The following is a 14,397-nucleotide window of genomic DNA, read 5'->3' as shown; positions in this document are numbered from 1 at the left end:
GAACAGGGATTTCGCCCGCCTACCTTGACGGAGGCGGCTGTTCCCCGGTGTATGGGACAAGAATCTGCGATGGAATTTGCCCGTTTGGCGCCCGATTCCGTTACTATATTGAGCCAATCCCGATCCCCGTTGCGCGTGCCCGAGATCGCATGTCGAAGAAGTCCCTGTTCAAGGCGCTGACCGAGACCGGCCCGTTGATCGCGCTGGGGACGGCGCTTGCGATTTTGGTGTCGGTTGCGGGGCCTGCCTCGGCACAGTTCTTCAACTTCCCCGGCTTCGGCGGTCCGCCGCAGCGCTCGGCGCCGCCGCCGCAACGCGGCGGTGGTGGCGGCGGATGGTTCGGCGGCGACTTCTTTGCACCGTTCCAGCAGCAACAGCCGCAGGCACCGCGCCAGGATTTTTCGCGCGCGCCGGGGCCGGCCAAGCGCGACACGATCCCTGAGAAGAACGTGCTGGTGCTCGGCGATGCCATGGCCGACTGGCTCGCTTATGGCCTGGAAGACGCCTATGCCGAGCAGCCCGACATGGGCGTGATCCGCAAGCACAAGACCGTTTCAGGCCTGATCAAGTACCAGCCCAAGGGTGAGCCCTCGGACTGGGCGGCGGCGGCAAGGGGCATCCTGGAGACCGAGAAGCCCGACGTCATCGTCGTCATGCTCGGCCTCAACGACCGCGCCGCGATCCGCGAGCCGGCGGCGGAGAAGCCTGCGGACAAGGACAAGAAGAACGACAAGGGCGCGCGCGGCAAGCCACAAGGAAAAAGCGACGGAAAGCCCGGCGAGACCAAGCCCGGCCACGATACGGCCGCCAAGCCCGACGACAAGCCTGCCGATGCCGACCTGCCGCAGGATGACGCCGACAACGCCGACACTCCGGCGGCCGCCCCCGAAAAGACCGCCCGCAATCCGAACGGCCTCTACGAATTCCGCGACGAGCGCTGGATCGAGCTCTACGGCAAGAAGATCGAGGAGCTTGCGAACGTCCTCAAATCCAAGGGCGTGCCGGTGCTCTGGGTCGGCCTGCCCGCGGTTCGCGGACCCAAGGGCACCGCGGATACGCTGTTCCTCGACTCGCTCTATCGCGAGGGCGCGGCCAAGGCCGGCATCACCTATGTCGATGTCTGGGACGGTTTCGTCGACGAAGCCGGCCGTTTCCTGCAGAAGGGCCCGGACTTCGAAGGCCAGATCCGCCAGCTCCGCAGCTCTGACGGCGTCTATTTCACCAAGCCCGGCGCCCGCAAGCTCGCGCATTATGTCGAGCGCGAGATCACGCGCCTATTGGCGGGACGCTCCGGCCCGATCGCGCTGCCGAGCGAGCCGGCGACCCCCGATACCAGCGCCGAGCCCGGCAAGCCCGCGCCGCGGCCGTTGGCGGGGCCGATCGTGCCGCTGGTTGCAGCCTCGATCTCGACCGACCAATTGCTGGGCGGCCCGGGCTCGCGTCCCGCCGCCGTCGATGCGCTCGCCGCAAAGACGATGGTGAAGGGCGAGCCGCTGGCAGCTCCCGCCGGCCGCGCCGACGATTATGCCTGGCCGCGCCGCGAAGTCGGCCGCGAGCAGGCCAAGGGCGATACGCCTGTTGCCGCGACGACGCCTGACGGCAACGGCCCGAATGCATCGGGGACACCGGGGGCAGCCGCTGCGATCGCGCCGCCGAAGCTGGCGCCGAAGAAGCCGCCGGTCCCGCCGCAACAGCCGGCACAGGCGAGCCCATCCTTCCGCGATTTCTTCGGCTTCGGCTCACCGCAGCCGGCACCGCCGCGTCAACTGACGCCCGCGCCCGGACCTCGCAATCCAAATCCCAATCCGGGGGTCCCGCGTCCGCCAGGTAACGTCGGACGTTCGGCCGAGATGTTCCGGTAATTTCGGAACGGCAATCGCGTGTCCCGGACGCACGGCAGCGTGGACGCTGCTGCGCAGAGTCGGGATCAGTTCCTCTCACGGCCTGCGAAAAAGAACGGGCCCCGGCTCAGCAGCGCACCACTGCGTGGCGCGCTGCGTCCGGGGCCCGAGATGCGTGCTTGTCGCTCAGCCCTCAGTAGCGCCAGCGCGACGGCGGGGGACGACGCGCGGGGCGCGACATCAGCAGCGCGAGCGCGAAGCCGATGCCGCCGGCCACCATCAGCGCGCCGAGCGGATTGTCCTGCACCTTCTTCGACAGCGCCTGTGTCCCATCGCGGAATGTGTCGCCGCTGTTGTCATAGGCGTCCTTGGCGTAGCTGGTCGCGGTGTCCGCGGCGTCACGCACGGCATCCTTGGCCTGGCCGTAGAGATTCTGCACGGTGCCCGCAGCCTCGCGTGCCTTGCCTGAGGCCTGCGTCTTGGAATCGCCTGCCATGTCTCCGATCGCGCTTTCCGCCTTACCTGCGTAGTCCTTGGCCGCGCCAACAATCCGATCCGTATCCATGATGCTCCTCCTCGGGGGTCAGCCCAAGTAACCGATCAGGAGCAGCGCAGTTCCAAGCCATGACGAAAGTGTATGTGTGGCCCGGCAACAAACTACAAAATCAGCCCGCCATCGACGACCAGCGTCTGGCCGATGATGTAGGACGACAGCGGCGAGGCCAGGAACAGGGCCGCGCCCGCCATATCGGCCGGCGTGCCCAATCGCCGCAGCGGGATGCGCGCGAGCGCGCCTTCGAGCCGCTTCGGGTTGTCGGTCGTCACCTTCGTCATCTTGGTGTCGACGAGCCCCGGCGCGATGCCGTTGACGCGGATGCCGTCCTCGGCCCAGGCCTCGCCCAGCGTCCGCGTCAATCCGACCGCGCCGGTCTTCGAGGCGTTATAGGCGGGATTGCCCATGGTGGAATGATAGGCCGCGTTCGAGGACACCATGATCAGCGCGCCCTTCGCATCCCGCAACATGGCATGAAAACGCGTGGCGCAGGCCATCAGGCTCATGAGATTGACCTCCACCACCTTGCGGAATCCGGCCATCTCGAATTCGCCGCGGCGATAGAGCACCGCGCCTTGCGCGAGCACCAGCACGTCCAGCCTGTCGAAGGACGGCTTGAACGCTTCGACCGCACTGGGATTGCTGACGTCGAGCTGCGCGTAGGAAAGACCCGTGAGATCGGAGCCCTCCTCCGCGAAATATTCCGTTGCGCGAGCACGCGTGCCGCAAACCACGACCTGCGCGCCCCGCGTGCGAAACGCCTGCGCGATGCCGTTGCCGATCCCGCTCGAACCACCGACGACCAGCACCTGCTTGCCTGAGAAATCGAGCTCGTTCGCCATCGCGGCCTCCCTTTTGTCTTGCTTGTTTGACCTGTCTGCGGATCGGTGCCAGCCTTGTCAATCATAACAAGAACAAGCGACTTCCCGAGGAAACAACATGTCCGAGTTCAAGGAGCTCAGCCGGTCCGTCAAGGGCCTGACCGTTCTCGTCACCGGCGCGGCGAGCGGGATGGGGCGCGCGACGGCGCGCGTGTTCGCCGCTGAAGGCGCGAACGTCGCCGTCACCGATTTCGACGCGCAAGGCGCGCAGGCGGTTGCCGGGGAGATCGCCGCGAGCGGCGGATCAGGAAAGGCATGGAAGCTCGACGTTGCCGACGGCGGCGAGATCAAGCGCGTCGTTGAAGAGGTCGCTGCGCATTTCGGTGGGCTCGACATCGTGGTCAACAATGCCGGCATCTCCGTGCGGATCGCGATCGACGACGAGGCCTATGAGGACGCCTGGGCCAAGGGCATCGCGGTAATGTTGACGGCGCATCCGCGCATCATTCGCGCCGCGCTGCCGCATTTGCGCAAGTCCAAGTGCGCGCGCGTCGTCAACATCGCCTCGACCGAGGCGCTCGGCGCCACCGCATTGCACAGCCCCTATTCGGCAGCGAAAGGCGGCGTTGCCAGCCTCACCCGCTCGCTCGCCGTCGAGCTCGGCCGCGAAGGCATCACCGTCAACTGCATCTGCCCGGGCCCGATCCGCACCGCGATCACCGACCGCATCTCCGAAGAGCACAAGACGATCTACGCCAAGCGCCGCACCGCGCTCGGACGCTACGGCGACCCCGAGGAGGTCGCGCACATGACACTGAGCCTGTGCCTGCCGGCGGCGTCGTTCCTCACCGGCGCGGTGATCCCGGTGGATGGCGGGTTGATGGCGCGGAACGCGTGAGAGCCATGCGCGCCGAGCGTTGACAACGCCGGGTCGGAGAGTAGCTTTTTCGCCGACAGAGCGGGACCAACCGCTCGCGACCCGCGGGAGAGAACGTCATGACGATCGCCATCCGGCAGCTTCAGAAGCATTTTGTCGGCGAGGTCTCCGGCCTCGATCTGCGAAAGCCTCTCACCGAGGCCGAAGCACGCGAGGTCGAGGCCGCCATGGACAAATACGCGGTGCTGGTCTTCCACGACCAGGACATCACCGACGAGCAGCAGATGGCCTTTGCGCTCAATTTCGGCCAGCGCGAGGACGCCCGGGGCGGCAACATCACCAAGGCCGACGAATACCGCCTCAGCTCGGGCCTGAACGACGTCTCCAACCTCGGCAAGGACGGCAAGCCGCTGCCGAAGGACAGCCGCGCCAATCTGTTCAACCTCGGCAATTGCCTGTGGCACTCCGACAGCTCGTTCCGCCCAATCCCGGCAAAGTTCTCGCTGCTGTCGGCGCGCGTTGTGAACCCGAAGGGCGGCAACACCGAATTCGCCGACATGCGCGCCGCCCATGATGCGCTGGACGACGAGACCAAGGCGGAGATCGAGGATTTGATCTGCGAGCACTCGCTGATGTATTCGCGGGGATCGCTCGGCTTCACCGAATACACCGACGACGAGAAGCAGATGTTCAAGCCGGTGCTGCAACGGCTGGTGCGGACGCATCCCGTGCATCGCCGCAAGTCGCTGTATCTGTCATCGCATGCCGGCAAGATCGTCGGCATGAGCGTGCCGGAGGGACGCCTCTTGCTGCGCGATCTCAATGAGCACGCGACGCAGGCGGAGTTCGTCTACGTCCATAAATGGAAGCTGCATGACCTCGTGATGTGGGACAACCGCCAGACCATGCACCGCGTCCGCCGCTACGACCAGTCGCAGCCCCGCGACATGCGAAGAGCGACGGTGGCGGGAACGGAGCCGACGGTGCAGCAGCAGGCGGCGGAGTAGGCTCGCGCCAGCTACGCGTGCCCCGCCTCGTTCGATAGCATGCCGGGGTCGATGCCGATCTTGTGCAGGGCGCGGTTGTATTTGTCGTCGACGTCGTCGCCGAAGATCAGATCCGCATCCGCATCGCAATGCAGCCAGCCGTTGCTCTGGATCTCGGTCTCGAGCTGGCCCGGCGCCCAGCCGGCATAGCCGAGCGCGAGAATGGCGTGCTTGGGGCCGGAGCCGTTGGCGATGGCGCGCAGGATGTCGACGGTCGCCGTGAGGCATACGCCGTCATCGATCCGCAGCGTCGCGTTCTCGATGTAGAAGTCGCTCGAATGCAGCACGAAGCCGCGGCCGGTATCGACCGGGCCGCCGCGCAGCACCTTCATGCTTTCGGCATTCTCGGGCAGCTTGATGTGCTCGCCCTTCTTGATGATGCCCAGTTGCTGCAAGAGCTCGGGGAAGTCGATGCTGCCGGCCGGGTGGTTGACGATGATGCCCATCGCTCCCTCCGCCGAATGGGCGCACAGATAGATCACCGAGCGCTCGAAGCGGGAATCGCCCATGACGGGCATCGCGATCAACAGCCGGCCGTCGAGATAACCGGCCGAATTCGGGAGTCCGGAGCCCGCCCCGCGGGTGCTTTCGCCCGTCCTCTTGCCTGTGGGAGCCATCGGTGAAGCACTCCGGTTTCAATTCCTATCCTGATGTCGGGCCGGGCCGCTGTCAAATCAAGGCTTGCAGGGACGCGATTCAGGTGCATCCATCACAAGCAATTCAATGGTTTGCGCGAGGGCGACCCTGTAAAGACGTGCCATGCTCACAAGAGTTCCCCTGCGTGCGGCGATTGGCGTCGCGACAACCCTGCTTGCGTCGTCACTGGCCATCGCAGCCCGCGCCGATGACGCTTCGCCGTGGCAGCGCGACGGACATTCCGCGGTGCGGCTATTGGCGGGATCACGCAGCGGCGCCGTCCTGCTCGGCGGTATCGCCTTCCAGCTCCAGCAGGGGTGGAAAACCTACTGGCGCAGCCCCGGCGATTCCGGCGTTCCGCCGCGATTCGACTTCTCGAAGTCGGACAATGTCGAGGCGGTGACGATCATGTGGCCGGCGCCGCTGAAATTCGACGATGGCGCCGGCGGCCATTCGATCGGCTATCATGACCAGATCGTGCTGCCCTTGCGCATCGTCGCCAAGGCGGCCGACAAGCCCGTGACCTTGCGTGCCGAGATCAATTACGCCGTGTGCGAGAAGCTCTGCATTCCGGTCGACGCCAAACTCGAGCTCGGCTTCAACAACGTCGCCTCCACCGAGGATGCCAATTTGCGCGCGGCGCTCGACACCGTGCCCAAGCCCGCCAATATCGGCGATCCCAATCCGCTCACCATCCGCGACGTCAAGCGCGACGGTCCCAAGAACGTGGTGGTCGACGTGGTTGCGCCTGACAGAAGCAACGTCAATCTGTACGTGGAAGGGCCGACGCCCGAATGGGCGTTGCCGATTCCGGAGCCGGTCAAGGAAAGCCCTGCTGGCGTGAAGCGCTTCTCGTTCGAACTCGACGGCCTGCCGCCGGGCGCCAAGCCCGACGGCGCAGCGCTGAAATTCACCCTGGTCGGGCCGGAGAAATCTTACGAGTTCAATACCAATTTGGAATAGCTCGTCGCGGACGGAGCAACGAAGCCGATCAGGATGCGGGGCAGACCTTCGAGGCCTGCTTTTCCTGCAGCTTCTTCGTGCAATATGTGCTGCAGCGCTGACCGCCGACCTTGGCGCAGTAAGCCAGGCACTTTTCGTAGGAGCATCCCCAGGCGTCCGCCCGCGCGGGCGTCATGGAATAGAGATCGAAGCCGGCCATCGCGGCGAGCACGGCCATGCACATCATGAATCGAGTCATCAATCGCTCCTTCTGAAAAGGCCTGAAAATGGCGTCCCGTGCGCGACCAACCGGCCCGCACATATTCCAAATGAATTCACTATGCGGCCAGCATAGTTCGAGGCGGCCCGGAAGGTCACGCTCTAAATTGGAGGGATTGCGGCAACGACGCCATCCGCGCCCCCGCGCCAAGCGAAATGACGTTCGCCTCCCTGCGCCGGCCTTCGGAGGAAGCCGTCGGAGGCGGTCCAACCGAATCTTAAGGAATGGTTGCTAAGTCCCGGGCCTGCCGCAGCACGCGGGACGCCCTGGGGACTCTTCGTGGCCGTGATGGATGCAGAACCCGCAACGACCGGACCGGCCGGCCTGATCGCGCGGCTGCGGGCCAAGCTGACGGGCGGCTCGAGCGAGGCCTCGCTGACGCGGCGGCTCGCCGGCACCATCTTCATCATCCGCGTCATCAGCGCCGGGCTCGCTTATTTTTCGCAGGTGCTGCTCGCACGCTGGATGGGCACGTCCGATTACGGCATCTATGTCTATGTCTGGACCTGGGTGCTGCTGCTCGGCAGCATGATGGATTTCGGCATCTCGGCCTCGGCGCAGAAAATCATTCCGGAGTATCGCGCCAGCGGTGAGCAGGCGCTGCTGCGCGGCTTCCTCTCCGGCAGCCGCTGGCTGACTTTTGCCGTGTCTGCGCTGGTGTCGCTCGCCCTTGCCGGCATCGTCAGGCTGCTGTCGCCCTGGATCGACCCGGCGGAGGAGCTGCCGCTCTATATCGGCTGCATGACGCTGCCCGCCTTCGTGGTCGCCAACACCCAGGACGGCATTGCGCGCTCGCACGACTGGATGCAGCTCGGCTTGATGCCGCAATTCATCATCCGCCAGGCGCTGATCATCGGCATCACCGGCGCGGCCTTTCTGCTCGGCTATCATCTCGGTGCGGTCGCCGCGATGGTTGCGAGCGCCGGCGCCGTCTGGATTGCAATGAGCGGGCAGATGGTGGTGCTGAACCGCAAGCTCGCCGGTCACATCGCGCCCGGACCCAAGACCTACGACATCCGCGGCTGGCTCGCCGTCTCGCTGCCGATCCTCTTGGTCGAGAGCTTCTATCTGCTGCTGTCCTACACCGACGTGCTGGTGCTGCAGCAGTTCCGTCCCTCCGACGAGGTCGGCGTCTACTTTGCGGTGGTGAAGACGCTGGCGCTGGTCTCGTTCATCCACTACGCGATGTCGGCGACGACGGCGCATCGCTTCGCCGAATACAACGCAAGCGGCGACAAGGCACGGCTGTCGGCCTATGTGGCGCATGCGATCAACTGGACGTTCTGGCCGTCGCTGGCGGCGACCATCGTGCTGCTCGCGCTCGGCAAGCCGCTGCTCTGGCTGTTCGGGCCGCAATTCGTGATTGGTTACGACATCATGTTCGTCGCCGCGATCGGGCTCGTGGTACGCTCGGCGATCGGGCCGGTCGAGCGGCTGCTCAACATGCTCGGTCAGCAGAAGATCTGCGCGCTCGCCTATGCGCTGGCCTTCGTGATGAACGTCGTGCTCTGCATCGCGCTGGTGCCGCGCTACGGCGGCCACGGCGCCGCGGCCGCGACCTCGATCTCCCTCAGCTTCGAGACGGTGCTCCTGTTCTGGATCGTGCGGCAGCGGCTCGGACTGCACGTGCTGGCGTTCGGTAAATAGGCGCTGCGCGCCTGCCCTGCTCGCTGCCTCCCGGGGAACGGCTCTGTCAGCGCACGCGCGCGAACGAGGCAAAACACCTCTCCTTCTCCAACTTGCAGCAAAATTTTTCTTATTCTGTCCAAGCGGTTGCGCGTTGGAGGAACTTTATTCTACGTCGTATTGCCTAACCGACGAGATCAACCTAAGATTCCCCTGATATGTTCGATCCACTGTACGTCGCCTCTGGATTCGGCGTCGGCCTGCTTGTCGGAATGACCGGCGTGGGCGGCGGCTCGCTGATGACGCCGCTCTTGATCCTGCTGTTCGGCGTTCATCCCTCCACAGCGGTCGGAACCGACCTGCTCTATGCCGCCGCGACCAAGACCGGCGGCAGCGTGGTGCATGGCTGGTCGCGCAGCGTGCACTGGCCGGCGGTGCTGCGGCTCGCCTGCGGCAGCCTTCCAGCGAGCGCGCTGACGCTGCTCGTACTGTGGAAGCTCGACCTCAGGAGCGATGCCGAGCGCAGCCTGATCAATCTGGTGCTGTGCTTTGCGCTGCTGCTGACTGCGACGTCGCTGATCTTCCGCAAGTCGATCATGGAGCGCTATCGCAGCCGGCTGGAGGGCGTCGACGATCGCACCACCGCGATTGCGACCGTCGTGACCGGCGTCGTGCTCGGCGTGCTGGTCTCGATCTCGTCGGTCGGCGCGGGCGCGGTCGGCGTCACCGTGCTGCTGCTGCTCTATCCGCGCCTGCCGATGGTGACCATCGTCGGCTCCGATATCGCCCATGCGGTGCCGCTGACGCTGGTCGCCGGTATCGGGCACTGGGCGCTCGGCGACGTGGATTGGGCGCTGATGGGCGTCTTGCTGATGGGCTCGCTGCCCGGCATCATCGTCGGCAGCTACAGCGCGACGCGTGTGCCCGAGACAGTGTTGCGCCTGACGCTTGCCAGCGTGCTGTTCCTTGTCGCCGGCAAGATCATGTTTGCGGAGCTCCACCTGTCGTCGGCCTTCGTCACCGCGCTGGCCTGGGGGCACTAGGCAGCGACCGGACGACGGAATCGGAGGGTGGGCAAAGCGAAGCGTGCCCACCCTTTTTCTCGATCACGGACAGATGGTGGGCATGGCGCAAGTGCGCCTTTGCCCACCGCCCACCCTACGGCACCGTACCCTTACGCGGCGGTCCAGCCGCCGTCGATCGAGAGGTTGGTGCCGGTGATCTGGGCGGCATCGTCGCTGCACAGGAACAGGGCGAGCGCTGCGACCTGCTCGGAGGTGACGAACTCCTTGGTCGGCTGCGCGGCGAGCAACACGTCGTTGATGACCTGCTCACGCGTCAGGCTGCGCGCCTTCATCGTGTCGGGGATCTGCTTCTCGACCAGCGGCGTCCAGACATAGCCGGGGCTGATGCAGTTGCAGGTGATCTTGTGGGTCGCGACCTCGAGCGCCACGGTCTTGGTGAGGCCGGCGATGCCGTGCTTGGCCGAGACATAAGCCGACTTGAAGGGCGAGGCGACCAGCGAGTGCGCCGACGCCGTGTTGATGATGCGGCCCCAGCCCTTCTTCTTCATGCCGGGCACCGCGGCGCGGATACCGTGGAAAGCCGAAGACAGATTGATCGCGATGATCTGGTCCCACTTCTCGATCGGAAACTCCTCGACCGGCGAGACGAACTGGATGCCGGCATTGTTGACGAGGATGTCGACCGAGCCGAACGTCGTCTCGCCGAGCGCGATCATTCCGGCGATCTCGGCCGGCTTGCTCATGTCGGCCGGCGAATAGATCGCCTTCACCTTGAACTCGGACTCGATCTTGGCACGTTCCTTCTCGATGTCCTCCGGCGCACCGAAGCCGTTGATGACGACGTTGGCACCGGCGCCGGCGAACGCACGCGCATAGGCGAGCCCGATGCCGCTGGTCGACCCGGTCACGACGGCGTTCTTGCCTGACAGACTACCCATTCTATTCGCTCCTTTTTGCCGGGGGCGCAGAGACGTCCCCCGTGAGATCGTAAGTCACCATGGTCTCGCCGGACTGTGGCCGCTCGAGCCAATCCTTGTGGCGCATCGACAGGTGCACGTCGTTCACGCCGGCCTCCCAATGCTCGACCATCGCGACATGCGAGAAATCGTAATCCTTGGACGAGGATTCATAGTTCTTGCTGCGGTAGATCAGATGCACCACGGTGACGGTGCTTTCGCGCGACACTTTCGCCAGGAATTCGACGGAAGGGTCGTTCTTCAGATAATCCGGTAATTTGCCGATCAGGTCGCGCATCGCCCTGCGGGCGTTGTGCAACTGCTTGTTCTTGTCGGTGTTCATCCGCGTGCGGCTGGAATAGCGGATGTCCTTCTCGCGCTCGGCGGCCTCCAGCAGCGAGGTCGGCAGATCGCCGCGCGCGGAAAACAGGTCGACCTGGAAGATCAGCATGTCGCGGTCGACCTCGGCATCGAGCACATAGTCGAGCGGGGTGTTGGAGGCGATGCCGCCGTCCCAATAATGCTCGCCGTCGATGATCACGGAGGGAAAGCCGGGCGGCAGCGCGCCGGAGGCCATGATGTGCTCGGGGCCGATCTTCTTGCCGAGCTTCTTGAACTCGTAATTGTCGAAATATTTGAAATTGCCGGAGGTGACGCCGACCGCGCCGACCGACAGGCGGGTCTTCAGGTCGTTGATGCGGTCGAAATCGACGAGACGCTCCAGCGTCTTCTTCAGCGGTGCGGTGTCGTAATAGCTCTCCGCCTGCGGGCTGCCGGGCGGCCAGAGCGGGGCCGGCGGGACGCGCGGGACGAAGAAGCCGGGCACGCCGAAGGTGGCGATCAGCGCGGCACTGGTCGAGTTGAACAATTCGCGGCTGTGGTCGCTCTTGCCGATCGGCTTCCACGGCACGGGCGCGGAGACCATCTCCCAGAATTCCTTGAGCCGCTTGACGCGGGTTTGCCCTTCATTGCCGGCGATGATCGCGGCGTTGACCGCGCCGATCGAAATGCCGGCGACCCATTCCGGCTCGAAGCCTGCGCCGCACAGCGCCTGATAGGCGCCGGCCTGGTAGGAGCCGAGCGCACCGCCGCCCTGCAAGACCAGGACGCGTTGCGCATTCGCGGGGATGCTGGCGGATTCCGGGCTACGATCTGTCATGGAGGAACAATAGCAATGGCGCGCCACCGTGGCGACACTCCGCGGCGGCGTCAATGCATGCCGGATCAAGTCTGGCTTATCGGGGCTCCGTCGAGGCCAGGATCATGGTCCAGAACACCTTGTATTTGGTGCCGGGAGCATAACTCGCCGCGATGCCCAATTTTGTGACACCGCCCTTGAGCATGTTGGCGCGGTGCGGAGGCGAGTCGCGCCAGCCGGAAAACGCTTCCGCCAGCGTATGATAGCCGGCCGAGATGTTCTCGACGGCCACGGTCGCGGGATAGCCGCCGGCGGCGAGGCGCTTGGCCAGCGGCGCGCGGACGTCATGGTCCATCTTGTTGGCCGCGGCCATCGCATTGGACTGGGATTCGGCGAGCCGCATCAGATCGGGGTCGATCACGACGGTGCCGAGAGCGTTGTTCTGGCGGTATTGCGAGATCATGATCGCGGCCGCCTGCGCATCGAGCTTGGAGCCCGGGACCGCCATGTCGGCATACATGGACGGCTGCTGGACCGGTGCTTCGTTGCCGGCACAGCCGGCGAGCAGCAAAGAAATGAGTATCGCGGCCGCAGCGCGCATGAATCGGGGCCCCCAATGAAGGGCCGTTGTTGCATACCAACCGTGGCTGAAAGGTGAATTTTGAGGAAAATTCGACCTGTCGGCCCCCGCTCAAGCGCCCGCAAAGATCCGGTAGCGGCGCGGTTCGAGGCCGATCATATCACCGGCGCGCAGTTCCTTGTCGCGGGGGGCGTCGATCTCGATGGTCTTGCCGCCGGACAATGCGACCTCGGCCCTCTGCACGGGACCGAAATTACGGACGTGCTGCACGGCGCCCTCGAAGGCGCCGCTGCCGGGCGGGCCGACCAGCATGTCATGTCGCCGCACGAACAGCTTTGACGCGCCAGGCGCAAGCCCATCCGCCACCAGCGCGAGCGGCCGGTCGCCGAGCCTGACGACGCCGCCTTCGACCTGGACCGGCAGCTCGATGGATTCGCCGATGAAACCGTGAACGAACGCGCTGGCCGGGCTTTCATAGACGTCATCCGGCGAGCCGATCTGCTCGATCCTGCCCTTGTCCATCACCACGACGCGGTTGGCGACTTCCAGCGCTTCCTCCTGATCGTGGGTGACGAAGATCGAGGTGACGTTGATCTCGTGGTGCAGCGAGCGCAACCAGCGGCGCAGCTCCTTGCGCACCTTGGCATCGAGCGCACCGAACGGCTCGTCGAGCAGCAGGATGCGCGGCTCGATCGCAAGCGCCCGGGCGAGCGCGATGCGCTGGCGCTGGCCGCCGGAGAGCTGGCTCGGATAGCGATCGGCGAGCCAATCGAGCTGGACGAGATCGAGCAATTCCTTGACGCGGGCGCGGATGGTCGCTTCGTCCTTGCGGACCGCGCGCGGCTGCACGCGCAGGCCGAACGCGACGTTCTCGAACACCGTCATGTGGCGGAACAGCGCGTAATGCTGGAACACGAAGCCGACATGCCGCTCGCGCGCGCCCTGCGCCAGCGCATCCTCGCCGTTGAAGGAGACCTCGCCGGCATCGGGCCAGTCGAGGCCTGCGATGATCCGCAGCAGCGTGGTCTTGCCGGAGCCGGAGGGGCCGAGCAGCGCCAGCAATTCGCCGTCATTGACCTTGAGGTCGACGCCGTCGAGGGCCTTGAAGCTGCCGAACGTCTTGACGAGATTTCTGACTTCAATGGTCATTGGCGTCGTGTCCCTCGTCCAGATGACGTTCCAGAACGGTCTTCGCGATCAGCGTGATCAGCGCCAGCATCGCCAGCAGCGAGGCAATCGCGAAAGCGGCGACGAACTGGTACTCGTTGTAGAGGATCTCGACCAAGAGCGGCATCGTGTTGGTCTCGCCGCGGATATGGCCGGAGACGACGGAGACCGCGCCGAATTCGCCCATCGCGCGCGCGTTGCAGAGCAGCACCCCGTAAAGCACGCCCCATTTGATGTTGGGCAGCGTGACGCGAAAGAAGGTTTGCAGACCCGAGGCGCCGAGCGAGACCGCGGCCTCCTCCTCCTGCGTGCCCTGCTCCTGCATCAGGGGGATCAGCGCACGCGCCACGAACGGGAAGGTCACGAAGGTGGTGGCGAGCGCGATGCCGGGTACCGCGAACAGGATCTGGATGTCGTGATCCCTCAACCAGCTACCGAAATAGCCTTGCGCGCCGAACAGCAGCACGAAAACGAGACCCGAGATCACCGGGCTCACCGAGAACGGCAGGTCGATCAGCGTGATCAGGAAGGTCTTGCCGGGGAAATCGAATTTGGCGATTGCCCAGGCCGCGACCAGGCCGAACACGAGGTTGAGGCCGACGGAAATCGCCGCGACGATCAACGTCAGCTTGATGGCGGCCTGCGCCTCCGGCTCGGCGAGCGCGGCGAAATAGGCGAGGATCCCCTTGGAGAAGGCCTGCGCGAACACGACCACCAGCGGCAGCACCACGAAGACCGACAGAAAGATCATCGCCAGCGCGATGATGACGATGCGCACCGCGCGCGGCTCGGTGCGCAGGCTGTCGCGCGCGGCCGCCGCATGCGCGCGCGCCTTTGCACGCGCCTTGGCACGCACCTTGGCATCGGGAGCCGAAGGCGAAACGGACTCTGCTATCTGCATCGTCATGG

At 65.2% G+C, this 14,397-nt stretch carries 15 protein-coding genes; 6 read left to right on the top strand and 9 right to left on the bottom strand.

The annotated features are described in order from the left end of the window. The first annotated feature begins 149 nt into the window (after positions 1-149). Complete coding sequence (locus tag RPS27_RS06480; protein WP_211415900.1) at positions 150-1,862, top strand: DUF459 domain-containing protein; 1,713 nt, start codon at positions 150-152, stop codon at positions 1,860-1,862. A 172-nt stretch (positions 1,863-2,034) separates the two neighbouring features. On the opposite strand, the gene RPS27_RS06475 is transcribed toward RPS27_RS06480, so the two are convergent. Together RPS27_RS06475 and RPS27_RS06470 are read right to left on the bottom strand one after the other, a co-directional pair. Continuing rightward, positions 2,035-2,406 (bottom strand): CsbD family protein, encoded by a 372-nt coding sequence (locus tag RPS27_RS06475; RefSeq protein WP_194404421.1) that lies wholly within the window; start codon positions 2,404-2,406, stop codon positions 2,035-2,037. 92 nt (positions 2,407-2,498) lie between these two features. Next, positions 2,499-3,236, bottom strand: coding sequence for an SDR family NAD(P)-dependent oxidoreductase (locus tag RPS27_RS06470; protein ID WP_212067894.1), 738 nt, complete (start codon positions 3,234-3,236; stop codon positions 2,499-2,501). Positions 3,237-3,333: 97 nt separating this feature from the next. On the opposite strand from RPS27_RS06470, the gene RPS27_RS06465 reads away from it, so the two are divergent. After that, positions 3,334-4,113, top strand: a complete 780-nt coding sequence (locus RPS27_RS06465; RefSeq protein WP_313753932.1) for an SDR family NAD(P)-dependent oxidoreductase — start codon at positions 3,334-3,336, stop codon at positions 4,111-4,113. A 98-nt stretch (positions 4,114-4,211) separates the two neighbouring features. Beyond that, positions 4,212-5,099 (top strand): TauD/TfdA family dioxygenase, encoded by an 888-nt coding sequence (locus tag RPS27_RS06460; protein ID WP_212067892.1) that lies wholly within the window; start codon positions 4,212-4,214, stop codon positions 5,097-5,099. An 11-nt stretch (positions 5,100-5,110) separates the two neighbouring features. Here RPS27_RS06460 and RPS27_RS06455 read toward each other — a convergent pair whose 3' ends face one another. Further along, entirely contained in the window at positions 5,111-5,755 is a 645-nt protein-coding gene (locus RPS27_RS06455; RefSeq protein ID WP_211415896.1) for a YqgE/AlgH family protein, read from the bottom strand. A 142-nt stretch (positions 5,756-5,897) separates the two neighbouring features. On the opposite strand from RPS27_RS06455, the gene RPS27_RS06450 reads away from it, so the two are divergent. After that, complete coding sequence (locus RPS27_RS06450; protein WP_212067891.1) at positions 5,898-6,737, top strand: protein-disulfide reductase DsbD domain-containing protein; 840 nt, start codon at positions 5,898-5,900, stop codon at positions 6,735-6,737. A 28-nt stretch (positions 6,738-6,765) separates the two neighbouring features. Here RPS27_RS06450 and RPS27_RS06445 read toward each other — a convergent pair whose 3' ends face one another. Then, the gene (locus RPS27_RS06445; RefSeq protein WP_211415894.1) at positions 6,766-6,975 is read right to left on the bottom strand and encodes a hypothetical protein; all 210 of its coding nucleotides are present in this window, start codon (positions 6,973-6,975) and stop codon (positions 6,766-6,768) included. 300 nt (positions 6,976-7,275) lie between these two features. On the opposite strand from RPS27_RS06445, the gene RPS27_RS06440 reads away from it, so the two are divergent. Beyond that, positions 7,276-8,643: a flippase gene (locus tag RPS27_RS06440; protein ID WP_409517544.1), complete on the top strand. Its 1,368-nt coding sequence runs from the start codon at positions 7,276-7,278 to the stop codon at positions 8,641-8,643. Between the two features lie 197 nt (positions 8,644-8,840). Then, positions 8,841-9,665, top strand: coding sequence for a sulfite exporter TauE/SafE family protein (locus RPS27_RS06435; RefSeq protein WP_194404429.1), 825 nt, complete (start codon positions 8,841-8,843; stop codon positions 9,663-9,665). Between the two features lie 131 nt (positions 9,666-9,796). On the opposite strand, the gene RPS27_RS06430 is transcribed toward RPS27_RS06435, so the two are convergent. The 5 genes from RPS27_RS06430 to cysW form a co-directional block, all read right to left on the bottom strand. Then, positions 9,797-10,585: a 3-hydroxybutyrate dehydrogenase gene (locus RPS27_RS06430; protein ID WP_211415892.1), complete on the bottom strand. Its 789-nt coding sequence runs from the start codon at positions 10,583-10,585 to the stop codon at positions 9,797-9,799. A gap of 1 nt (position 10,586) precedes the next feature. Further along, complete coding sequence (locus tag RPS27_RS06425) at positions 10,587-11,762, bottom strand: DUF3734 domain-containing protein (protein ID WP_194404431.1); 1,176 nt, start codon at positions 11,760-11,762, stop codon at positions 10,587-10,589. 76 nt (positions 11,763-11,838) lie between these two features. Beyond that, on the bottom strand, positions 11,839-12,342 hold the full coding sequence (locus RPS27_RS06420; protein ID WP_194404432.1) for a CAP domain-containing protein: 504 nt from the start codon (positions 12,340-12,342) through the stop codon (positions 11,839-11,841). 90 nt (positions 12,343-12,432) lie between these two features. Then, a complete protein-coding gene (locus tag RPS27_RS06415) occupies positions 12,433-13,470 on the bottom strand; it encodes a sulfate/molybdate ABC transporter ATP-binding protein (RefSeq protein WP_212067889.1) in 1,038 nt (345 codons plus the stop codon). Then, positions 13,460-14,395 carry a sulfate ABC transporter permease subunit CysW gene (gene cysW, locus RPS27_RS06410; RefSeq protein ID WP_212067888.1) on the bottom strand — a complete coding sequence of 312 codons (936 nt, stop codon included), beginning with the start codon at positions 14,393-14,395 and terminating at the stop codon, positions 13,460-13,462. The genes RPS27_RS06415 and cysW overlap by 11 nt, the downstream gene beginning before the upstream one ends. Between the last annotated feature and the right edge of the window lie 2 nt (positions 14,396-14,397).

The sequence above is a fragment of the Bradyrhizobium sp. WYCCWR 12699 genome, assembly GCF_032144035.1.
Lineage (GTDB): Bacteria > Pseudomonadota > Alphaproteobacteria > Rhizobiales > Xanthobacteraceae > Bradyrhizobium.
Note: the sequence above shows the minus strand (reverse complement) of the source record. Positions and strands in the feature narration are given on the sequence as shown.